Source organism: Bdellovibrio bacteriovorus, from assembly GCF_001592745.1.
Lineage (GTDB): Bacteria > Bdellovibrionota > Bdellovibrionia > Bdellovibrionales > Bdellovibrionaceae > Bdellovibrio > Bdellovibrio bacteriovorus_B.
Genome location: NZ_LUKD01000008.1, coordinates 128,251 through 149,969 on the forward strand (window position 1 = coordinate 128,251; position 21,719 = coordinate 149,969).

The window sequence follows — 21,719 nt, forward strand, 5'->3', positions numbered from 1 at the left end:
TGTTGATGGCTCGCTTGCTCGATTTCGTCTTAGGACATCAAGATATTATCGCAAAGCTGGTGGCTTCCTTTGAACAGGGAAAGCCCGGGCAGACGTATCTTTTTGTCGGACCTGCCGGCATTGGAAAAAAGCTCACCGCCAAAGGCTTGGCACAAGCGCTGGCTTGTCCACAAAGCCCTCGCGGTTGTGGCAAATGTCCATCTTGTTTCCGTATGGCGCAAGGGACGCATGAAGGTCTTAAGATCATTGAGCCTTCCGGCGCGCAAATCAAGATGGAACAAGCCCGTGAGGTGATTGAGTTCCTCAGTCTTAAAAGTCTTTCCGGAAATCGCGTGATCATCATCGATCAAGCGCAAAATTTAAATCCGCAGGCCGCAAACTCCTTGTTAAAAACTTTGGAAGAGCCTCCTGAAGGAACCTTCTTCTTTTTGATTGCTCCGAGTGTCGCGGGCTTGATGCAAACCATTCGTTCACGTTCCCGGATTGTGCAGTTCAAACCTTTGACGTCCGAAGATCTTCAGAAAAAAGTGAAAGCACCTGCCTGGGCTTTGCGCGCGGCTCGCGGAAGTTTCGAGAAGCTCGCACAGTTGCAAGAGGGTCCTGAGTTAGAGCTTCGTCAAAAATCCGTTGAGATGCTGAATCTCTTTTTGACGGATGCGGATTTTCTTTTGAATGAAACTTGGCGCACGGAATTCAAAGATCGTGCTCAAGGGCAGCGTCTGATTTCTTATTGGGTCAGCTTTATGAAGGACGCGATCTATCTTCAAGAAGGTGCTAAAACTCAGATCACGAATTTGGATCAGGCTCCCATTATTAAGACCTTGGCCGAATACAACCGCGAATTCTTATTGGCTTTAATGCAGAAGTCCCTGCAGGTAGAGCAGTCCTTTGGCGCCAACCGTGATCCTCAGTTGGTCATGGAAGAGTTCTTTATTACCCATCGTCCCTAGGGTATACTGACCCTATGGAATGGATTGATATTCACGCTCATTTAAACATGCTCGAAGAGGGCGTCGAAGCTGCAATTGCCAATGCAAAAGCTGCCGGCGTTCGTAAAATCATCACTATTGGTACCGAGCCTGGTGATCATCCCATCGTTTTGGATATCGCCCGCAAATATTATCCTGATGTGTATTGCACATTGGGAGTTCATCCCCACGACGGGAAAGTTTATACCGAAGAAGCGGGTCGCTTTATCGAAGAACATTCCAGTGAACCTTGTGTGGTGGCGATTGGGGAAATCGGTTTAGATTACTACTATGATCAGTCCCCTCGTGAACAGCAGAAAGAAGCTTTCCGTGCGCAGTTGGAAATCGCGAAACGCACGAAACTTCCGATTGAAATTCACACGCGCGATGCGGAAGAAGACACGATTGAGATCTTGAAGGAATTTAAAGGCGAAGTCACAGGACTTGTTCACTGCTTCACGGGAACAGAGTGGTTGGCAAAACAAGCTTTGGACGTGGGTTTGAATATTTCCATCAGTGGAGTTGTCACTTTCAAAAATGCCGACAGTCTTCGTGCGACGGTGAAGATGTTGCCACTGGATCGCATTCACGTTGAAACCGATGCTCCTTTCTTAGCGCCTATTCCAATGCGCGGAAAAAAGAATACGCCAGCCTACGTGGTTCACACGGCAAAATTTGTGGCGGAACTCAAAGGCATTTCAGAAGAACAGCTTTGCGAGCAAACGCGTATCAATGCTCTGAAGATGTTCCCCAAAATAAAATGGTAGTTAGTTCATTTTGTCGATGGCTTCGATGATCCAATCTGAAGCCGCGCCGACTTTCGTGGCTTGAGTTACACCCATACAGCTATACTGTCCGTTGGCGAGCTTGGGACCAAGTACGGCCGAGTTCACGCCGATAACTTTTAGCACGCCCTCTTTATGATAAAACTGCGGACCGCCGGAATCTCCTTGGCAGATAGAGGTGTCGGCACCGCTGACAGTCCAATAGCGATCGTCAGAGCGATGGTATGAAGAATCAATCGTCAAGATGCCCCGATGAAGCTGACCAAGATAAGCATAGATGTCTTGGTTTTTTCTTCCCGTATAATCTTTCGAGCGTCCGTAACCATACACATAGACTTCTTCATTAGAATAATCGGTGCGTCTGTCGGTATCGAAATCCACCGGCTGAAATCCGTCGGGTATCGAGCCTTCAAAGCGAACCACGGCAATGTCATGGTCATATAATTTTTTAGTGCTGTTATAGTCGGGATGAATTTCCCAGTCGCTAGCTTTGCGAGTGGTTGGGGAGCGTTGATACATTGAATATTTTTTCGTCGTGAAAATGATGTTCACGCCGGATAGGGACGGCAGGCGCTGTTTGTCGAAACAATGCCCTGCGGTCAAGACTGTGTGCGAGCCAATCAATGTGCCCGTACAAAAACCTAAGCCTTGGCCAAAGCGATTTGTCATCTCAACAAGAATCACACTGCGCGAAGCTTCGGTTGTTCTTTCCATGATGGGCTGGCCACCAATGACGGATGTGCCTGGCGCTGATGTCAGAGCGTCGTGGGAACTGATATCAGGGGAGCAGGCGATCAGCATCGTGGATGCTGTGAATAGAATCAGTGACTTTTTCAAGATCATCTCCTTGCATGGGGGTCCAAGAAATATCTGAGGTAGAGTATGAACTCAGGTGACGAAGAGGTAAGGTGTTTAAAGACAAGTGAAACTATTCAGCGGAATTGGGATGCGTCTTTAGAGGACAAATCTACTGCCACGGCGGCAGTAAGCAAATGCGTCAAGATTTAGTCTCCACCTCGTATCTTATTTTCGATAGTTGCTGTTCGATTCTGAAAAAATCAAGGAGGGCTCAGCCCGTCAAACGTACCTATGTAAGACAGCGCGAGGCATTCTTCTTGCGTGATAATAGACGCAGGATTAACGTGATTATGTCATTTTTCAATCTAACTTAAGGAGCTATTATGGCAAGCATCACTCTTAAAGGAAACCCAGTAAAAACAACTGGAGAACTTCCGGCAAAAGGCACAACAGTAAAAGATTTCAAACTTGTGAAAAACGATCTATCAGAAGTTTCTCTGGCAAATTTCGCAGGCAAAAAGAAAGTTCTTAATATTTTTCCAAGCGTAGACACAGGCACATGTGCGGCGTCTGTTAGAAAATTCAATCAAGAAGCGGCGAAATTGAACAACACGGTTGTGTTGAATATCTCTGCCGATCTTCCATTTGCTCAGGCGCGTTTCTGTGGCGCTGAAGGCATTAAGAACTGTGAAACGGTATCGTCATTCCGCAGCGGTTTTGGTAAAGAGTGGGGATTGCAAATCGAAGATTCTCCATTGGCGGGGCTTCTTTCTAGAGCCGTCGTGGTTCTATCAGAGGACAACAAAGTTCTTCACTGCGAACAGGTATCTGAAATCGTGAATGAACCGAACTACGAAGCGGCTTTGGCAGCGGTGGTTTCTTAGGTCGGTCACCCTTTAAGCCCCTGGCGTAAAATAAGGCCACGAACCATCAAGAACCGAACGGGACTTGTTATTCGTGGTTCTGATAAAAATTGTATTACAAGCATGTTTGCAGGCCGACGACAAATCGGCCTTTTCTTTTTGCCTCTCATTTATCCCTCTGCTCTCTTAGGGAGCACCAGCGCCGCCACGAATTGTCTGCTGTCGAAGTTTTAAACGACCCAGGGTGTTTCTAAACAAATCTGCCTCACTTTCGGAACTTCCCGTAACGGCATGATCTTTGGAATATTCGGCTTCGGAATTTGGGCTGGCTGTAATTTCTTGGGGCAACTGGTCCGACTCTAAAAATTAGTACGTTTAAAAAAACAAGTCGGAGAACACTATGAAAGCGTTTACAAAAACGTTAATGGCGATGTCTTTGCTGACATCTCACTTAGCACAAGCCTCAGGTATTGAAGATCTTCCCGGTTTCGATGAAGAAACTACACAGACAACGGCCCCCGTGGTGACCCCGGCAGTGCCCACTCAGAATACGCAAGCATCAAATCTTCTTGCGGGTTCGGTTTCCATCAACGCGATTTCTAGAAAGTCGAATGGAACGCTTTATACAGTGGACTTGAAACAGGCGCTGTCTTTAGTGCGTATCGATTTACGAGTGACAGCTCAGAAACTGAAATTGCATCGAGTGACGTTAGTGACCGACACAGGCGCACGCGTGAATGCAAGACAATTGGAAAACTCTGCCGTTCTTGAAGCGGGGAATGTGGTTTCTTCTGAAAACTTAAATCAAAGTGATCGTATTTCTTCTATCGAAGTCGTTGCAGAATCCTATGGTGCCGAGGCCAGTATTCTTCTAACGGCGATTGCCGATAGAGATGTACCGGTATTAAGACTGCGAACAATCACGACGCCGGTACAGCCCACGCGTCCCACGCCTCCAGCGCCACCAGTTCCGTCGACGCCGCCCGTTCACGGCAATGTCCCCTTGCGCTCAGGAATGGACGTGCTGTCGGGGCCGATGAACGACGGCAAGTACTACGCAGGTACTGTTGTTGAGGTCTATAACAATAGCCAAGTTTTAGTGCGAGATTATGACGATAGTAAAACCTATGTGCGTCCTCTTTCTTCAGTTTCTCGACGAGTTCAGTGTGACCCAACGGGAGTCATCTGCCAACGCTCGCAAGTTTTATCCGGCCCTTACAGCGGGAAGTACTATACCGGCGTGGTGCGCTCTATTTACGCCAACGGACTTTATTTCGTAACAGATGATGATGATGGGAAAAACTATACTCGCAAAATCAGTGAAATCGCGTTGCGTTCTCAATGCGCTCCCTCGAAGCATTGCGCTGGCGATAACGTCCTTTCGGGTCCTTTTAATGACGGCAAATACTATAACGGAGTCGTAGTCGCGGGTTACTCAAACGGATTGATTGCAGTTCGTGATTCTGACGACGGCAAAGTGTATTATCGCAATCCGGCGGTTGTTTTGAAATCCGTGCGCTGTGACGAAAAATCAGGTCTTTGTATAGGCAATGAAGTTCTTTCGGGACCTTACAGTAACAATAGATATTACTCAGGAGTTGTTACCGGCATCTACTCCAACGGCGTGATCTATATTCGGGACCATGATGATGGTAAGAGCTATGCCCGCAAGGCTTCTCAAGTAACAAAACGAATTCGTTGCGAGCAAAAAAAGGGACTCTGTGAAGGTGCACGCGTTGTTTCTGGTCCCTACCAGGGAGGCAAGTACTATGCGGGAACTATCGTCCGTGTCTATGCAAACGGAATTATCCAAGTGCGTGATGACGACGATGGCAAAACCTACGAGCGCAAAGCCCATGAGCTGACGGGCCTCAGAAATTAGTCAAAAATTGTTTTTCACAGGGAATTCATACATCTTTGGAAATCGCAAAAGGGCTTCGCAGAACGAAGCCCTTTTGTTTTTGAAGATTGCAAATCAGAGAGGCGCCCAAAAACGGTCCCTGTCTAAATTTGAGACAGCTGTCGAAACTTTAGCTGCAATATATGACAGCTTACGTACGCAACCGCAGGCACGTTCCTTGGAAATATCCGTTCGGATTAGAAAACTAGGAGCGTTATATGAACCGTCGTCTGATTGTAACAATGCTTGCGGCATTAAGTGTGGTGCAGAACTCTGCTTATGCTCAAACTATTGATGATCTTCCGGGCTTTGATGATGTGGATATCACTCCCACAACCCCTGTCGATCAGGCTCCGGTTGTTACGACGCCTGTTGAACAAAAGCCTGTCGATACAGCGCCAGTACAAACCCAGTATGCGGGTTCGGCTTCGTTGAATTCAATTCCGCGTAAGTCAGGCGGCACACTTCACACTTTAAAACTTTCTCAAGCTTTGACTTTGCTTCGTCTTGATTTGCGAGTCACGAACAGCAAGGTGAAAGTTCATAAAACTTCTTTGGTGACGGAGCAAGGTCAAAAGATTGACGTACGCCAGCTTTCACAAACCGACGTTTTGACGACAGGATCTTTATCCTCTTCAGAAAATTTGACGGCAAACTCGCGCATCGCAGCCATTGAAATCTTGGCAGAGTCTTATTCCGCTGAAGCCGACGTAATGATCACAGCCATCGCGAGTGATGCGGTTCCAAAAATGACAGTGTCTGTAGAGCAGATAGCACAACCTGTTGAGCCGGCACGTCCTTCGACGCCTTCCGTGCCGCCTCCTCCGCCACCTCCTGGAGCGACTCGTCCCGATCCATATCGTCCACCGGTTTATGAAGACAATGTTATTCGCGTGGGCGACGAAATTCTTTATGCGCGATCTTATACGGGCGTTGTGACGGCGATTTATGGTTCTCAAGCACGTGTACGTCTGAATAGTTATGGTGAAACCCAAGTTTCCGTCAACGATTTGGCTAAAGCTTTGCGTTGCTTGAAAGGAATCTGCTCTGGAGACGAGGGCCTTTATGCTCGCAGTTACAAAGGAACTGTTATCAAAGCGTACTCTAATGCTTTGCTCGCAGTTCGTTTGAATGGCTATGGTGAGTCGGTCATCAGTATGACAGATTTCGCAAAAGCGCAACCTTGCTTAGGTACGATCTGCCAAGGCGATAGCGGTCTTTATGCGCAATCTTACCGCGCAAGTGTTGTCGGTGCTTTTGATAACGGCATGCTTGAAATCAAAATGAGCGGTTATGGAAACAGCTTCGTACAGTCTCGAGATTTTGCAAAAGCGTCTTCTTGCAACCGAGAGCGCACAATGTGTGCGGGTGCTGATATCCTGTACGCCCGCAGCTATCCCGGTCGTGCTTTAGAGTTCTATGACAACGGCATGGTGTCTTTCCAAATGGATGGGTACAGCGGATCGAGTTTCAGCCGGTCATCAGATATTGCGTATTCAGTTCGCGATAGCCGCGTGGGTAGAACATATATCTACGCCGGCTCGTATCGCGCGACGGTTATGGCGGTGTACTCAAATGGAATGGCGCGAGTGAACCTCAGTGGTTATTCCGGTTCGAGCATCGTGAACTTACATGATTTAAGATAATAAAATTAAGAGTTAACAGAAAACATATTTATAACCCGAAGGAGACTTCATGAAAAAGAAACTGGTTCTTGGTTCGTTGGTAGTCGTATCCGTAGTGCAATACGCTAGCCCCGCGTTTGCGAATAAAGAAATCATCGGCAATATCATCGGTGGTGTGATCGGTGGTGGTATTGGTACGCAAATCGGCAAAGGCAATGGAAATAAAGCGGCCATCATCATCGGCGCCATCGCTGGTACGATGATTGGTGGTAAATTGGGTCGTGACATGGACGAAGCCGACCGTCGTGCTTGTGAAGAAGCGCAACGCCGTGCTCTTCGTAACCGTTTAGGTGAGCGTGAAGATTGGGATGGTCGTCGTCACGGCGGTCGTTCAGGTGCGCGTGGCTCTTTCACAACAACGCGTGAAGGTTACAACAACCGCACGGGCGAGTATTGCCGTGAATATACATCTGTTATTTATTTGAACAACCGCACAGAAGAAACTCGCGGTGTAGCATGTTCTCGTCCTGATGGTTCGTGGTATGAAGTGCGTGAAACTGAAGTTCGCTTCGGTGGTCGCGGCGGTGGTTATGGTCCAGGCCCTGGACGCCAAGAGCCTTCCAGACCTCCTCGTCACCCTGAGGTTCCTTCACGTCCAATGCCACCACCTCCTCCATCTTCATACCAAGCTCGTTATGAAGGTTCGACTCGCATCGTGAATGTGACTCGTCGTTCGGGCGGTGAATGGGTACGTGTGACTTTAAGACAACCATTGACACTTGAGCAGGTGGAAGTTCACGCCTTGGCTGCTGGCGTAAGAATCCACGAAGCGGTTCTTTACACTGACAGAAACGACCGTATCCAGATCCGTCAGTTGACTCAAACGGGCACGATCTATTCTGGTGGAGCTGTCATTTCTGAAAGATTGAACCTGAATGACCGCGTCCAAGTGATCGATATTCGCGCCGAGTCTATGGGCGGAAGTGCTGATATCATCGTAAAAGCCATTTCGAATGAGGCTTATCCGTCACTGAGCGGTTCTCGCTACTAGTGCCAATTCGGAGCTACTAGCTTCCTCGACGCCAGTCTATGACCAAGAGTGTCTAGACTGGCTTTTTTGTCTCTAAAAGTCGATAGTGAGTGGGTTTAAAAATAAGGAGCTCACTCATGTCTAAATTGCGTGTTGGTATCAACGGTTTTGGTCGTATCGGTCGCGTTCTTTTCCGTGCAGGTTATGAACAATTTGAAGTAGTCGGAATTAACTCTTTGGATAGCATTGAAGGCAATGCGCATCTTTTGAAGTACGACTCTGCTCACGGTATTTTCCCGGGCGACGTTTCTGTTTCTGGCCATGACCTTGTGGTGAACGGCAAAAAAATCCACGTTTCTAAAACACGCAACCCCGCAGAGATTCCTTGGAAAGACTGGGGAGTAGACTTGGTTCTTGAGTGCACAGGCGCATTCAAAGACAAACCTGAGTTCATGCAACACATCACGGCGGGTGCAAAACGCGTGTTGGTTTCCGGTCCTGCAGAAAAAGGCGCGGATCTAACAATGGTTTACGGTATCAACCACGAATCTTACGATCCTTCCAAGCACCACGTAGTTTCTAATGCCTCTTGCACAACCAACTGCTTGGCTCCTTTGGCAAAAGTATTGAATGAGTCTTTCGGTATTGAGCACGGCACAATGATGACGGTTCACTCTTACACGAACGATCAAAAAATTTTGGATGCTCCTCACAAAGATCTTCGTCGTGCGCGTGCCGCAGCTGTCAGCATGATTCCGACAACAACGGGTGCTGCGAAAAACGTGGGCTTGGTATTGCCAGAGTTGAAAGGTCGTATCGACGGTATTTCTATTCGCGTTCCAACTCCGAACGTTTCTTTGGTGGATTTCACATTCACTGCTAAAAAAGACGTCACAAAAGAATCTGTCAACGAAGCTTTGATTGCAGCTTCTCAAGGCGCTTTGAAAGGCATCTTGGCTGTCGAGCACAATGAGCTTGTCAGCGTAGATTTCAACGGCAACAAACATTCTTCTATCGTCGACCTCGCTTCAACAATGGTTGTAGGCCCACGCATGGTGAAAGTTCTTTCTTGGTATGACAACGAAACAGGCTTCTCAAACCGCATGGTAGACGTTGCGCACTACATGGCTAAGAAGGGTCTATAATGGCTAACGGTCTTAAAGGTATTAAAACAGTTCGTGATTTTGAACTTGAAGGAAAAGTTGTTTTCCTTCGCTTGGATTTGAACGTTCCAATGGAGAATGGAAAAATCACGGATGAAAATCGTATCACGGCGTCTTTGCCGACGATTCAGTATTGCATGGAAAAAGGGGCGAAGCTTGTTATGGCTTCCCACTTAGGCCGTCCAAAAACAAAAGATGACAAAGAATTCTCTTTAGAGCCGGTAGCAAAACGTTTGCAAGAGCTTTTGAGTGCTGAAGTGATCTTGGTGGAAGATCCAGATTCAGATGCGCCAAAACATCTTTTGCAATCTTTGAAAAAGAATCAGTTGATCCTTCTTGAAAACGTGCGTTTTGAAGAAGGGGAGACGAAAGACTCTGTCGAATTCGCACAAAAAATCGCCAACTACAGTGATATCTATATCAACGATGCGTTTGGTGCTTCTCACCGTGCACACGCGACAATCCATGCTCTTCCATCCGTAATGAAAGACAAAGGCATTGGCTTCTTGATTGAAAAAGAAATCACGATGCTGGATTCATTGTTGCAAAATCCGAAGCGTCCTTACTTGGCGTTGATGGGTGGTTCTAAAGTTTCTGATAAGATCGCTGTGATCGAAAGATTGATGGACGTGGTTGACGGTTTCATCATCGGTGGAGCGATGGCTTACACATTCTTGAAAGCGCAAGGCATTTCTGTCGGTAAATCTTTGGTCGAAAACGACAAGTTGAAATACGCGAAAGAAATGATCGAGCGTATTGAAGCTCGTAATAAGACGATTCTTCTTCCGGTAGATCACGTGACAACAAAATCTTTTGGCGACACGGCGAGTGCGCGTACGACGAAAGACGTTGTGATTGCAGATGATGAGTTGGCCGTAGATATCGGTCCTAAGACAATTCAAAACTACTCAACGGCTCTTCGCGAAGCAGGAACTATTTTCTGGAACGGCCCTATGGGGGTTTTTGAAACTCCGGCTTTTGCCAAAGGGACATTCGGTGTGGCTCAAGCCATCGCTGAAAGCAACGCGATTAAAATCGTCGGTGGCGGTGACTCGGCAGCGGCAGCAGAAGCGTCTGGCTTTGCCGACAAGATGACTCATATCTCTACAGGCGGCGGGGCTTCTCTTGAATATCTTCAAGGCGACAAGCTTCCAGGTCTTGAGATCCTAAGAGCGAAAAGATAGTTATGAATTTATTTTCTTCTCAGATCCATCTTGCACTTCCTTATTTGGGCATTTTGGTTCTGATGTATTTTGCCCTGACCGTGAACGTAATCCGCAATCGTTGGAAACATCGTGTAGGATTGGGATCGGGGCAAAATTCAATTATGGAACAGGTAATACGTATTCACGGAAATTTCGGTGAATACGTGCCCTTTCTGTCATTGATTCTGATTGTTCTAGAAATCAACAAAGCAACACCAGTCTTTCTTCACACTTACTGGATTCTTTTGATCCTTTCACGGGTAGCACATGCGTGGGGACTTTGGGGTTCACGTTCTGTCAGTCGCGGTCGCACTTTAGGCATGACCCTGACAGGAGTCGTGATGCTGGGTTCTTCGTTGATGTTGTTCGTTCAATTTTTTAAATAGAGGTCCGCGATGAAAAAAATCTTTGCTGCCAATTGGAAGCTTTTTAAATCTCCCAAAGAAACGCGTGAATTTTTCACGCAGTTTAAAGAATTGAGCAGCAAAGCCACGGGCGAAGTGGTGTTTTTTCCTTCTGCAATCTCACTAGAAGCGACAAGCACGAGCTTACAAGGAACAAATATCAAGTGGGGCGTGCAGAACGCCTACTTCCAGGCTCAAGGAGCTTTCACGGGTGAAAACTCAGCTCAAGTGGTGAAGGAACTGGGCGGCACTTATGTGCTTATCGGGCACAGTGAGCGTCGTAAGATCTTTGGAGAAAGTGATGCCTTGATTGCTGATAAAGTCGCTTTTACGCAAAGCCTAGGTCTGATTCCCATGTTGTGTATTGGTGAAACCTTAGAAGAGCGTGAAGCCAAGCACACATTCCGCGTCTGTGAAACGCAATTGCTTCAAGGCTTGGCGAAAGCCGACAAATCAAAACCGGTGGTGATTGCTTATGAACCTGTTTGGGCGATTGGTACAGGCAAAGTGGCAACACCTGAACAAGTAGCAGAAACACACACCGACGTTTTCAGCATTTTGCAAAAGTTAGGATTTGAACAAAGCCCGATTCTTTATGGTGGCAGCGTGAAGCCTGACAATGCCGCAGGCTTGATTAAGCAACCTCATGTGAATGGATTCTTAGTTGGCGGAGCTTCGCTAGAGGCGAAGTCCTTCATCGATATCGCAACGGTTTAAAATCAACCGTTGCCTTCGTCGTCTTCACGAGACGCGTTCTTCAAAGATTCTTCCAATTCCTTGGCATCTTTTTTAGGTAGGGACTTAAGGGCTTTTTCGAAAGCCTTTTTTTCTTTCTTATACAGGGGCAGTAATATCTCGGACGCCGCCTCTGAGGGGTCGTGCTCGAAAGTCAGAACAGACACACGAACAAGTTCCTTAAGGACGTCTGAAGAAACTTTTTCTTTTGAAGCTACGGCCGTATCAACTGTTTGCTCCACAGTTTTTAACATTTCTTGAGTCTTTTCACCCACAGCTGTTTCATCTTTGGCCGCTTCAAAGTCTTTTGCTGAATAGGCTTGAAGTTTCTTTAAAGAATCTTCAAGTGTGGAAGCATGAACAGTTAAGCAGAGCAGGGAAGAAAGCAGAATAGTTACCAGAGTCCTCATTTGCTCTCCTTAATCATCACACCGATCAACTCACGGTTGTGAAGAGGCTGACTTGTCGAACGATAGAAGTCACTCACGTAACCACCATTTCGGCCCCAGTCTGTTTTAATTTCGGCATGTCCTGCGTGATTGCGATCACGAGTGTTTCGGTAGACCAGGATCGCACCCTTTGGCGCATCCGCAGGGCTCTTGATTAAGTTTTTAAAGCGAGAATCTTCCAACATGTTCGTGAATCCACGACGTTTCAGGTCTCCGACCGCATAACGTGCTTTCGATCCCGGAAGATAGTCTCCGACCAAGTCGCCGCCTAAAAGGGCGCGCTTCACATAGCGGTAGCAAAGTTTTTTCGAGCGACGCTCTTTATTGCGCATGCCGTACTTAATAGAAGCTTCTACTTCTTTGCTTGTAGAATATCTAGCTACTGACGGATAGTTGCTCCATTTAGAGTCTGGCACTTCGGGTTTCGTCGAGACCTTAGCTTTACCGACTTTATTCAAATCTTCGCGATTTTTTTCAGCCGGTGTTTTTTGTTGCGAAGTGCAAGTTGCACAGAAATCGCCTTCGGTTTTTTGGGGATCCGTGTTCTTTGCTAAATTGGGATCTTCTGCCTTTTCAGGTTTTTGTTCACGTAAGACTTCTTCTTTAGTCGGAAGATGTGGAACCGCTTGCGTTCCCTCAATAGGAAGTCCGGCGCCATCTTTGATCGCGCGTGAAGTTAACGCCAACTCAGGGTCTTGCACTTCAGATCCTTGACGGTCTTTAAACGTCAACCATGGATCTTTTTGAGAGAAATAAACCCAAGTCTCGTCGCCGACTTTAGGAACGTTTTTACCGCCCTTACCGCCGACCTTTGTCACTTTGACTTTGATACCATAAGAGCCGGTGCGACTGAGTTTGCGCGTTTCAACAACAGTTCCTTCCGTTCCTTCAGGAACTAAGAATTGAACGTTGCGGGCTTTTTTTCGGAAATCCACAGAGGAGCGGCCATAAAGATCACCTGTTAAGACAAGCTCTTGCAGCTCTTCAGGTCTAAACGCGAACGAAGACGACGCGAAAAGCGTGAACGACAATAGAATGTGCAGCAATCGTTTAGATAATCTCAAATTGACTCCTAAAACTCTTTTCGGTGAACAGACGATCAACGAAAGGCTAGGAGACGGTAAACTGGACTTAAGGGAAATAAAAAAGGCCTCTTGCGAGGCCTTTTGGAATCAAAAAATGGAAAATGCCAGATTAGAACAAAGCATTTTTCGGAGTGCGCGGGAACGGAATCACGTCACGAATGTTCCCCATGCCCGTGAGGTACATCATCATGCGCTCAAAGCCCAAGCCGAAGCCGGCGTGCGGGAAGCTTCCGTAGCGGCGTAGATCCGTATAGAAAGAATATTCTTCCGGATGCAAACCCACCTGTTTCATGCGCTGTTCAAGAAGCTCTAAGTTGTCTTCACGTTGAGATCCACCAATAATTTCACCAATACCAGGTGCCAATAAATCCATCGCGCGAACAGTTTTACCGTCGGCATTCAGCTTCATGTAAAAAGCTTTGATGTCTTTTGGATAGTCCGTCACGAAAACAGGTTTTTTGAAGTGTTCTTCAGCCAAATATCTTTCGTGTTCAGACTGCATGTCGATACCCCATTGAACAGGGAACTCGAATTTTTTTCCTGACTTCTGTAAAATCTCAATCGCTTCCGTGTAAGTCACGCGACCAAAATCATTGTTCAGAACGTTGTTCAACTTATCGAACAAACCTTTTTCAACAAATTGGTTGAAGAACTCCATCTCTTCCGGACATTGCTCCATCACGTAGCGGATGATGTATTTGATCATCGCTTCACCCAATTCCATATCCGCACTTAAATCGGCAAATGCAATTTCAGGTTCAATCATCCAGAATTCAGCAGCATGACGAGATGTATTTGAATTTTCCGCACGGAAAGTTGGACCGAAAGTGTAGATGTTACGGAAAGCCGCACAGAAAGTTTCACCATTCAGCTGACCGCTGACTGTCAGGTTCGTCTCTTTACCAAAGAAGTCTTGGCTCGCATCAATCGTGCCGTCTTCTTTTCTTGGAGGTTTATCCAATTTCAAAGTCGTTACACGGAACATTTCACCCGCACCTTCAGCATCAGAGCCTGTGATGATCGGAGTATGAACATAGACGAAACCTTGTTCGTTAAAGAACTTGTGAATCGCGTACGCCAATACCGAACGGACACGGAACACCGCAGAGAATGTGTTTGTGCGCGCGCGAAGATGTGCGATCTCGCGCAAGAATTCAAAGCTGTGACGTTTGTTTTGCAAAGGATAATCGAGGTCGGCTTTTTGTACGACTTCCACTTTGCTGGCCATCACTTCAAAAGTTTGACCCGCGCCTTGAGATTTTACGACTTTACCTGTGACCAAGATCGAAGAAGAGATAGAAAGTTTGGCAACGTCTTCAAAGTTAGACAGATTTGTATCAAAAACGACCTGAACACCTTTAAAGAAGGTGCCATCATTAAGCTCGATAAATCCAAAGTTCTTCTGGTCGCGAATTTTGCGAACCCATCCCGTCAGATGGACTTCTTTATCGATGTATTTTTCAGTGTCTCTAAATAGCGATTTTACGAGAGTCGTTTCCATGGATGCCCTTTCACAGTGTTTCATAAAATACCGTTCTTTCGGGGGCTTGTCTAACGCCTCTTCATGCTTCGCGAGGTCTTCTTCGGGTTTCTGCGAAAGGGACTCTTATTGTCATGACGCGAAAAGTTAATTTACAGAAATGTGACGTAATTTCAATAGCTTAAATTGAGACCTCATATTGCTATGCAGAATGGGCAAACGTATCCTTAAGACAGGATCTATCAAGGAGTTGTACGTTGGCGCAGAGAATTCATTATCGACTTTGTCATTGTTGTGGCGGGGTGAACTCCGCCGAAGATGAACTTGTGACCACCTGTGAGTCATGCGGAAAGCATCTTGCACCGTTTTACTTTTTCGACGAGAGTAGGGCCATGGGCCTTAACCAGTCGAATTTTTACTCCAGTGTGCGTGGAGATGGTGAATCCATTCTGCCACACAAAGAGTATCCACCGATCTGGGGGTTAACGGCATATTGGGAGTCGTAGTTCACAATGAAAGTCACTTTTGCAGATATTCAAAAAGCGCGCGAACTGATTAAAGATGTTATTTGTTCTACTGAACTCAGTCATTCCGTGAGCGCCAGCAAATTGCTGAACTCAGAAGTGTACTTCAAATTCGAGAACACCCAACGCACGGGAAGTTTCAAATTCCGGGGCGCCTATAATAAGATTTCAAATCTGACGGCGGACGAAAAAGCCCGCGGTGTTGTCGCTAGCTCTGCCGGCAATCACGCGCAAGGCGTGGCTTACTCTGCGACATTGGCGGGAGTGAAGGCCACTATCGTCATGCCGGAAAACGCATCGATCAGCAAAGCCTCGGCGACACGCGCTTACGGGGCCAATGTTGTTCTTAAAGGCGAAATCTATGACGAAGCCTTCGAGCATGCGCAAAAGCTTGAAAAAGAGAATGGCTACACGTTCGTACATCCTTACCAAGACCCCTTCGTGATTGCGGGCCAAGGAACAATTGGTATTGAAATCCTAGAGCGGATTCCTGACTTAGACACCATCATTGTTCCTATCGGCGGTGGTGGTTTGATCAGCGGTATTTCTTTGGCGGTTAAATCCATCAATCCAAAAATCCGCGTTATTGGTGTGCAGAGCGATCGTTCGCCGGGCATGGCAAACATGTTCAGAAAAGAGCCACCATTGTCTCCGCAAAAAAGAGCGGCGACTATCGCGGATGGTATTGCGATTAAAAACCCTTCTCAGGTCATGTACGACAACTTCATCTCCAAATACGTTGATGAAGTCGTTACTGTGAGCGATGACGAAATTGCCGAAGCTATCGTGTTTCTGATGGAGCGTGCGAAGACTGTGGCCGAAGGTTCTGGCGCAGCGGCTATGGCAGCGGCGATGTCGCGTTCTTTGAATTTAGGTAAGAAATGTTGTGTGATTATCAGTGGTGGAAATATTGATTTGAATATCGTTTCCAAAATCATCGACCGCGGGCAAATCCTGCGCGGGCGTCTTTGTGAATTGTCGGTGATCGTCGATGACTTGCCAGGCAATTTAAGTCGTCTGACTCAAGCTATTGCCGCGCAAAAGGCCAACATCTTAGAAGTGCGCCACGACCGTGTTTCTCAAGGTCTTTCACTGCGTGAAACGCGCATCGATTTCGTTTTAGAGACTTCGAGCATTGAACATGTCGAGAAGATCAAACGAGCTCTTGAGGACACGGGGGCTAAAATCATCAAGGGCTCCTAAAGAGATCTTGGATTTTTCCCAGTCTTCCACATGATATTTATCTAAAATTCGTTGTAGTTCTCCACTGCGACGAAGTTCTTCCACTCCGCGGTTTAAAATCGCGGCGTATTCGCGCGATCGCGGATGATTGGGAGAAAAACCTATGTACAAATAGGGATCTTGCGACGCCACCCAACCAGCAACTTTCAAACTCTCTGCAGCAACGCCAAATTTTTTAAGAGCTTGGTGCAAAGCCACTGGATTTTCGATGAAGGCGTCCAGACGGTTTGTTTGAATCATACGGATCATTTGCTCTAAAGGTTTTTCACCTGAAAAGGGGATGAAAGACTTATGACGATTGCGAATCATCTGATCAATGCTATCTCCATAAGTGTAACCATTGATCACGCCGATGCGCATGTTCTGTAAAGAGTTGCGACCTGTGAACTTCCACTGTGAATCTTTTTTTGTGAAGTAGGCATTTTTCATAATGCCCATTGTGTTATGGGTAAAAATAAAATCCGGGGCATCCATGCGGCTTGCACCGACAAGAACTTGAGCTTTATTGGCACGTACGTCTTTCACCGCGCGCACCCAATTAGTTAAACGCATGTCCACCGTGTGACCTTTTTTTTCAAAGATCTGTTGAGCAATTTCAACCATGTAGCCAGGTTTTTCAGAACGAGGATCGCAAACGTAAGGGCACCAATAGTCTGAGCGCATAGAAATCACGTCAGCAAATGACAAAGACTTAAATAGCAAGATTGTCGTGATGATAAAAAACTTAGCAATCGTGATGTTCATAAGGGTCCCCCTCCTTACTTACTCTTCAGCAATACTTTGCCTATTCGCAAGTTGCATCAGGAAAAGGGGAGCCTTTCGGAATTGTAACCTATATTACTAGAACTGGATTTTGCGTTCGAAATGGCAAGTGTAGCCAGCGGGGTTCTTTTCGAGGTAATCCTGATGATATTCCTCAGCTTTCCAGAACTCACCGGCCTTCACGATTTGGGTTGCCAAAGATTGTCCCCAAGCTGCAGATTTTTCCACGCGGACTTTGATGCGCTCGGCATCTTCCCGCTGCGTCTCTGAAGTATAAAAAATTGCACTACGATATTGGGTTCCAATATCGTTGCCTTGACGATTCAGCGTGGTTGGGTCGTGAATTTTAAAGAAGAACAGAAGAAGATCTTCGTACTTTAATTTTTTTGGATCAAAAACGACTTTAACCGTTTCTGCGTGGTTTGTCGTGCCGGTTTTCACAATATTATAAGTGGCGTTTTTAGTATCGCCACCCATATATCCCACTTCCGTTTCTACAACTCCAGGAAGTTTGCGAATCAAATCTTCCATGCCCCAGAAACAGCCGCCTGCAAGATAGGAAATTTCAGTTGTTGCCATAGGAGTGCCTTTCTTCTGCGTTTTCGCTAAAGATGTACTAAGACCTAAGAATAATAAAAATGCTATTAAGTATTTCATTCTTCTATCTTAGCACTTAACACAAGGGGCTTACTAGCCCCTGTAAATTGACACTATTCTTTTCCGAAACCGCCGCCAGAACCAGAACATAATGTGAGGACGTCTCCGGCCTGGAACTTTTGCTGTCCCAATACGGGAAGTGCTGTGTGTTCTCCGGCGCGTTCCAAAGACATTTCGCTGGCATCGCCGTGACTGCAATTCTTAGGGATGCGCGGGCGGTGCAACGTGAGATCCGTCAGCCAAGCGGCTTCAACTTCGTCACGCACTTCCAACTTAACGATTATGCCACGCCCGCCGTTGTGTTTTCCTTTTCCGCCGGCAGAGTGACGTGAGTCCACGCGCTGAACTTTCACTGGAAAATCGCGTTCCATTTGTTCAATTGAAAATGGTTTTATGAGTGCAGCTTCACCTTCTTGATCAGAACGAGCTCCTTTACCTCCGGGCAAAGTCAAAAGGGCGTGCTGTTCTTTGTGCTGAAGATCGAAGTGCAGAGGACAATGACTAGATAAAGCCTTTTCATTTTTATGATGGATCTGAGACAGCGTTAGTTCCATCGCTGTTTTTATCGCCGCTACACCACAAGTCATACCTTTGTATGTCGGTGCCGGGTATTTTCCCACAAGCCAGCAACCTGTAGGCTTCGTGATTTGCAAAATTGAAAACGATCCGCTATTGGCAAATTGATCAAAGCCATAGAAACGGCTTAAAGCGTGGAAGCAAGCTCCATAAGTCGCTGACTCCGTTAACGACACGGTTTTTGCCGCTGTTGTGCCGCTGAAATCCAACGAGATTTTTCCATCGTGGATTTCCATATTCATACGCAATAGCTCACCGCTGTCTAAAACGATATCGACACGGGCTTCCCCAGACGCTCGTTCGCTGATTCTTTGAACTGCGGCATGTTTGGAAAGCTCTAAATATTCTTCGATCAACTCGCCAGTGATCGTGAAGCCCGTCAGCTCAATGGCTTCATGTAATTTTTTAGCTTTTACCGTCAAAGTTTTAATTTGTTCTTTAATCCATTCGACAAACTGAGGCGGGCAGGCGGGATGCGCTTGCATCGCCGACAGAATCATTTCATTGATCTGATTTTTTTGGCGAAGGGGAGTTGGCGGAATACGCAATCCTTCTTCCTCAACCGATTTCGTGATGCGCACAGATTTATTGATGGACTGACGAGTCACCCACAAAAGATCCTCAGACACAGCCATCACAAAAGTCATATCGCAAAGAACACTGCCGCCACTATAGGGGTCATTCAGAAGAGCAATGTCGCCTTCTTCCAATTTAAGGTATTTGCTGGCCGTGTTCGCGGCCGTCGTCAAAGTTCCATAAGTGACAGGATCTTGACCTTTGACTGCCAAAACATCGCCTTCAATAGTCAAAAGTGCCGCTTCACCTTGCAAGAAGTCGTTTAAAAGAGAGTGAAGAAGTTCAATTTGATAACTCATAATGACTCCTGCAAAGCCTTGTGACCACAAAGAGCTGTTGCGTAGGACTCGCTGAACTCTTCTGTTTCAATCAACGTGTGAGAATCTTTTTTGAATGCATTTGCAAACACTGTTGCCAAAGGCCCTGTCACAACCAATTTTTCGCTTTGGCGGTTCAAGTAGGCTTCCATCGCAAGTCTTTGCAAGGTCAGACTTTGCATTTCTTTTGTCAGATGTGAAATATCGCTGTCGCGTGTTTGGCTGATTTTAGAAAGAGCGAAGAAAGAATTTTTAAAGCGCTGAATGCCTTGCGGGGAAAAGCGATCTTCCAATCCTGGAAGCTTCGTTAGCTTCGCATTTTCAGCCCATAAGTCTAAAAGCGCAGGTTTTTGCCCGCGCCCCAAGAACATCGGGCCAGGCTCCCAGCCTTCTTGAGTTTTACTAAAATCAAATCGACCAAAGGTGTTTAAAGCGATGCCCAAGGTCGGCTGCACGCCCAGCTCAATGGTTTTTAAGTGAGGCACTTCGACGGCGCCCCAAGGGCTTTCCCAAGAAGAACTCCAGGAAGAACCTGAAATCAGCAAGAAGCTTTCAAGACCCAAGTACAAGACATCGGCTTTTTTTAAAGCGCCAAAGTAATGACCTAAAGCCGTCCCTGCAGAAAATAAACTGTTCACATTTTGCGAAGAATCTTCCTGGAACAGCTTCCCGGAAGAATTCAGGAAGTAAATTTCTTCTTTTGATAGAACGCCCTCTAATGCGGCGACGATTTCTGCTTTGCGATCAGTAAAGACGCTGGAGATCGTCGCATTCAGCGCGTTTTTGTTCCAACGACTGACCTCATGAGGGTTGTCATTATTTTCGGGAGTGAAGACTTCCAAACCTTTTTCTTGCAGATAGTTTTTCGCCACCTGAAGATTCGCGGGATGAGTAGCTGAGTGTAAGAAGTGCAAGCACACTTTCTTACAGTCCATCATCTGCAGTTTTGCAACAACGGGTTCAAGGTCATTTATATCTAACGGAATTTCAACGGTGCCATTGGCCAGAACACGCTCTTTCACAGAGAACAGCAAATCTTTGCTTGTCAGGGTCTGCTCGGGCGATTTTGCGCAAAGATGCAACCAGTGTTCGAAGCCTTCTGTCGTGATGTGCGCCACCGCTCCACTGAGCTCGTAGCTCAAAAGTTTTTTTGGCAGGCGCAAGCTCACAAAAGCTTGAGTGGGTTTTTGTCCGGCGTTGTCGTTAACGAATTGGGACAGGCTTTGTTTAAGACTTTCGCGCGCAAGATAAACTCTTTTTTGCGCTACTGGTTTTGTATCTGACAGAAGCGAGTACTCAGCGAAGGACTCACCAACGCTCACCCCTAACAAGAAACGGTTTTGCATTTTTAAACGCTCTCTATTGAAAATACTCTGGAATATGTTAAAGCTAGACGCACAGGTATACCAAAATAAAGTCTGTAAGCAAAGGATTCTAAAGTGAAGATTTCTCCCGAAATTCTAAACCTGGTTCCCTATAAACCTGGCAAGCCGATTTCAGAAACGCAACGCGAATACGGTTTAACGACAGTTTATAAACTGGCAAGTAACGAAAATCCCCTGGGTCCCAGCCCTAAAGCCATGGAAGCGGTTAAAAGAGCTCTGGATCATCAAAATCTTTACCCAGATCCTTCTCACTATGAGCTATTGCAAACGCTTTCTAAAGAGTGGGGAGTTCCAACCAAACAATTGGCGATTGGCAACGGAAGTGATGAACTCATTGATCTATTAACTCGCATTTACTGTGAGCCCCAGGATGGCGTTTTGACGTCCGTAGCGGCTTTTAATGCTTACGAAGTCAGTGCTCCGGCCAACCGAGCGGTGATTCGTAAAGTTCCAATGAAAGAGGGCTATCGCTTTGATTTAGCAGCGATTGCTGAACATTTCTTCGCTCATCCTGAGCAAAATATTCGCCTTATCTTCGTTTCAAATCCGAACAATCCCACGGGAACTTATGCTCCCAAACAAGAGGTCGAAGCCTTCTTGGAAAAACTGGGCAATCGCGATGATGTGATGATTATTTTTGACGAGGCTTATAACGAGTTTGTTCGTGCCTCTGATTATGTGTCTGCTCAAAAATACATCAGCACATATAAAAACCTGATCGTGCTACGTACTTTCTCTAAAATCTATGGTTTGGCGGGATTCCGCATTGGCGCCATGGTGGCTCCTCCGGAGGTTGTGGAGGTCTTTAACCGTGTGCGCAAACCGTTTAATGTCAACGATTTAGCGCAGGTCGCGGCAAATGCGGCTCTGCAAGATAAAGAATTTATTGAGCGTTCGCAGCAGATTTGCTGGAAAGGGCTTGATTACTTCTATAAGAAGTTAGAAGAATTAGGCCTGCCTTACATTCCATCTCAAGGGAACTTTGTCATGTTTGACACCCTTCGCGACGCCGCCAAGGTGAATGAAGCCTTGTTACGTCGTGGAATTATTATGAGACCGCTATTGAACTACGGGTTCAAGACGCATCTGCGTTTGAGTGTAGGCCTTGATCATGAAAACCAAGCGGCGATTGCAGCCTTGGCAGAAGTGCTCAAAGAAATACCGGCGCTGTCGTAAGACAACGCCCTAGT

At 46.5% G+C, this 21,719-nt stretch carries 20 protein-coding genes; 12 read left to right on the forward strand and 8 right to left on the reverse strand.

Going from position 1 to position 21,719, the window contains the following annotated elements; all coding sequences use genetic code 11:
* The first annotated feature begins 5 nt into the window (after nt 1-5).
* Nucleotides 6-950: an ATP-binding protein gene (locus AZI87_RS15240; protein WP_063209581.1), complete on the forward strand. Its 945-nt coding sequence runs from the start codon at nt 6-8 to the stop codon at nt 948-950.
* A gap of 14 nt (nt 951-964) precedes the next feature.
* The gene (locus AZI87_RS15245) at nt 965-1,735 is read left to right on the forward strand and encodes a TatD family hydrolase (protein ID WP_063208856.1); all 771 of its coding nucleotides are present in this window, start codon (nt 965-967) and stop codon (nt 1,733-1,735) included.
* Here the strand turns inward: AZI87_RS15245 and AZI87_RS15250 are convergent, their stop codons facing one another.
* Entirely contained in the window at nt 1,736-2,590 is an 855-nt protein-coding gene (locus tag AZI87_RS15250; protein ID WP_063208858.1) for a S1 family peptidase, read from the reverse strand.
* A 344-nt stretch (nt 2,591-2,934) separates the two neighbouring features.
* Here AZI87_RS15250 and tpx point away from each other — a divergent pair, with 344 nt between their 5' ends.
* From tpx to tpiA, 8 genes are all read left to right on the forward strand, one after another.
* Nucleotides 2,935-3,435, forward strand: a complete 501-nt coding sequence (tpx, locus tag AZI87_RS15255; RefSeq protein WP_063208860.1) for a thiol peroxidase — start codon at nt 2,935-2,937, stop codon at nt 3,433-3,435.
* Between the two features lie 379 nt (nt 3,436-3,814).
* Entirely contained in the window at nt 3,815-5,296 is a 1,482-nt protein-coding gene (locus AZI87_RS15260) for a beta-sandwich domain-containing protein (RefSeq protein WP_063208862.1), read from the forward strand.
* A 236-nt stretch (nt 5,297-5,532) separates the two neighbouring features.
* Nucleotides 5,533-6,960 (forward strand): beta-sandwich domain-containing protein, encoded by a 1,428-nt coding sequence (locus AZI87_RS15265; protein ID WP_063208864.1) that lies wholly within the window; start codon nt 5,533-5,535, stop codon nt 6,958-6,960.
* Between the two features lie 49 nt (nt 6,961-7,009).
* Nucleotides 7,010-7,990 (forward strand): beta-sandwich domain-containing protein, encoded by a 981-nt coding sequence (locus AZI87_RS15270; RefSeq protein ID WP_063208866.1) that lies wholly within the window; start codon nt 7,010-7,012, stop codon nt 7,988-7,990.
* Between the two features lie 116 nt (nt 7,991-8,106).
* Nucleotides 8,107-9,114, forward strand: a complete 1,008-nt coding sequence (gene gap, locus AZI87_RS15275) for a type I glyceraldehyde-3-phosphate dehydrogenase (RefSeq protein ID WP_063208868.1) — start codon at nt 8,107-8,109, stop codon at nt 9,112-9,114.
* Nucleotides 9,114-10,316: a phosphoglycerate kinase gene (locus AZI87_RS15280; protein ID WP_063208870.1), complete on the forward strand. Its 1,203-nt coding sequence runs from the start codon at nt 9,114-9,116 to the stop codon at nt 10,314-10,316. Before gap ends, AZI87_RS15280 begins: the two co-directional genes overlap by 1 nt.
* 2 nt (nt 10,317-10,318) lie before the next feature.
* Nucleotides 10,319-10,723: an MAPEG family protein gene (locus AZI87_RS15285; RefSeq protein ID WP_063208872.1), complete on the forward strand. Its 405-nt coding sequence runs from the start codon at nt 10,319-10,321 to the stop codon at nt 10,721-10,723.
* A 9-nt stretch (nt 10,724-10,732) separates the two neighbouring features.
* Nucleotides 10,733-11,458, forward strand: a complete 726-nt coding sequence (tpiA, locus tag AZI87_RS15290) for a triose-phosphate isomerase (RefSeq protein WP_063208874.1) — start codon at nt 10,733-10,735, stop codon at nt 11,456-11,458.
* A 2-nt stretch (nt 11,459-11,460) separates the two neighbouring features.
* Here tpiA and AZI87_RS15295 read toward each other — a convergent pair whose 3' ends face one another.
* The 3 genes from AZI87_RS15295 to asnS form a co-directional block, all read right to left on the reverse strand.
* Entirely contained in the window at nt 11,461-11,886 is a 426-nt protein-coding gene (locus tag AZI87_RS15295; RefSeq protein WP_063208876.1) for a hypothetical protein, read from the reverse strand.
* Nucleotides 11,883-12,989, reverse strand: coding sequence for a hypothetical protein (locus AZI87_RS15300; protein ID WP_155722588.1), 1,107 nt, complete (start codon nt 12,987-12,989; stop codon nt 11,883-11,885). The genes AZI87_RS15295 and AZI87_RS15300 overlap by 4 nt, the downstream gene beginning before the upstream one ends.
* Nucleotides 12,990-13,119: 130 nt before the next feature.
* Nucleotides 13,120-14,511 (reverse strand): asparagine--tRNA ligase, encoded by a 1,392-nt coding sequence (asnS, locus tag AZI87_RS15305; protein ID WP_063208880.1) that lies wholly within the window; start codon nt 14,509-14,511, stop codon nt 13,120-13,122.
* Between the two features lie 491 nt (nt 14,512-15,002).
* Here asnS and ilvA point away from each other — a divergent pair, with 491 nt between their 5' ends.
* Entirely contained in the window at nt 15,003-16,217 is a 1,215-nt protein-coding gene (gene ilvA / locus AZI87_RS15310; RefSeq protein ID WP_063208882.1) for a threonine ammonia-lyase, read from the forward strand.
* On the opposite strand, the gene AZI87_RS15315 is transcribed toward ilvA, so the two are convergent.
* From AZI87_RS15315 to AZI87_RS15330, 4 genes are all read right to left on the reverse strand, one after another.
* Nucleotides 16,134-17,000, reverse strand: coding sequence for a substrate-binding periplasmic protein (locus AZI87_RS15315; RefSeq protein WP_063208884.1), 867 nt, complete (start codon nt 16,998-17,000; stop codon nt 16,134-16,136). The two genes, ilvA and AZI87_RS15315, sit on opposite strands and share 84 nt — an antisense overlap.
* A gap of 96 nt (nt 17,001-17,096) precedes the next feature.
* Entirely contained in the window at nt 17,097-17,675 is a 579-nt protein-coding gene (gene msrA / locus AZI87_RS15320; RefSeq protein ID WP_081112249.1) for a peptide-methionine (S)-S-oxide reductase MsrA, read from the reverse strand.
* Between the two features lie 53 nt (nt 17,676-17,728).
* Nucleotides 17,729-19,126 (reverse strand): hydantoinase B/oxoprolinase family protein, encoded by a 1,398-nt coding sequence (locus AZI87_RS15325; protein WP_063208886.1) that lies wholly within the window; start codon nt 19,124-19,126, stop codon nt 17,729-17,731.
* The gene (locus AZI87_RS15330; RefSeq protein WP_063208888.1) at nt 19,123-20,490 is read right to left on the reverse strand and encodes a hydantoinase/oxoprolinase N-terminal domain-containing protein; all 1,368 of its coding nucleotides are present in this window, start codon (nt 20,488-20,490) and stop codon (nt 19,123-19,125) included. Before AZI87_RS15330 ends, AZI87_RS15325 begins: the two co-directional genes overlap by 4 nt.
* 93 nt (nt 20,491-20,583) lie before the next feature.
* Here AZI87_RS15330 and hisC point away from each other — a divergent pair, with 93 nt between their 5' ends.
* Nucleotides 20,584-21,705, forward strand: coding sequence for a histidinol-phosphate transaminase (gene hisC, locus AZI87_RS15335; protein ID WP_063208890.1), 1,122 nt, complete (start codon nt 20,584-20,586; stop codon nt 21,703-21,705).
* The last annotated feature ends 14 nt before the right edge of the window (nt 21,706-21,719 follow it).

Bases quoted from the DNA above. Each gene is read 5' to 3' on its own strand.
- AZI87_RS15325 (WP_063208886.1), bottom strand. From the start codon at position 19,126: ATGAGTTATCAAATTGAACTTCTTCACTCTCTTTTAAACGACTTCTTG.
- tpiA (WP_063208874.1), top strand. From the start codon at position 10,733: ATGAAAAAAATCTTTGCTGCCAATTGGAAGCTTTTTAAATCTCCCAAA.
- AZI87_RS15280 (WP_063208870.1), top strand. From the start codon at position 9,114: ATGGCTAACGGTCTTAAAGGTATTAAAACAGTTCGTGATTTTGAACTT.
- AZI87_RS15315 (WP_063208884.1), bottom strand. From the start codon at position 17,000: ATGAACATCACGATTGCTAAGTTTTTTATCATCACGACAATCTTGCTA.
- AZI87_RS15245 (WP_063208856.1), top strand. From the start codon at position 965: ATGGAATGGATTGATATTCACGCTCATTTAAACATGCTCGAAGAGGGC.
- tpx (WP_063208860.1), top strand. From the start codon at position 2,935: ATGGCAAGCATCACTCTTAAAGGAAACCCAGTAAAAACAACTGGAGAA.
- AZI87_RS15260 (WP_063208862.1), top strand. From the start codon at position 3,815: ATGAAAGCGTTTACAAAAACGTTAATGGCGATGTCTTTGCTGACATCT.
- AZI87_RS15265 (WP_063208864.1), top strand. From the start codon at position 5,533: ATGAACCGTCGTCTGATTGTAACAATGCTTGCGGCATTAAGTGTGGTG.
- AZI87_RS15285 (WP_063208872.1), top strand. From the start codon at position 10,319: ATGAATTTATTTTCTTCTCAGATCCATCTTGCACTTCCTTATTTGGGC.
- asnS (WP_063208880.1), bottom strand. From the start codon at position 14,511: ATGGAAACGACTCTCGTAAAATCGCTATTTAGAGACACTGAAAAATAC.
- ilvA (WP_063208882.1), top strand. From the start codon at position 15,003: ATGAAAGTCACTTTTGCAGATATTCAAAAAGCGCGCGAACTGATTAAA.
- msrA (WP_081112249.1), bottom strand. From the start codon at position 17,675: ATGAAATACTTAATAGCATTTTTATTATTCTTAGGTCTTAGTACATCT.
- AZI87_RS15270 (WP_063208866.1), top strand. From the start codon at position 7,010: ATGAAAAAGAAACTGGTTCTTGGTTCGTTGGTAGTCGTATCCGTAGTG.
- gap (WP_063208868.1), top strand. From the start codon at position 8,107: ATGTCTAAATTGCGTGTTGGTATCAACGGTTTTGGTCGTATCGGTCGC.
- AZI87_RS15295 (WP_063208876.1), bottom strand. From the start codon at position 11,886: ATGAGGACTCTGGTAACTATTCTGCTTTCTTCCCTGCTCTGCTTAACT.
- AZI87_RS15240 (WP_063209581.1), top strand. From the start codon at position 6: ATGGCTCGCTTGCTCGATTTCGTCTTAGGACATCAAGATATTATCGCA.
- AZI87_RS15330 (WP_063208888.1), bottom strand. From the start codon at position 20,490: ATGCAAAACCGTTTCTTGTTAGGGGTGAGCGTTGGTGAGTCCTTCGCT.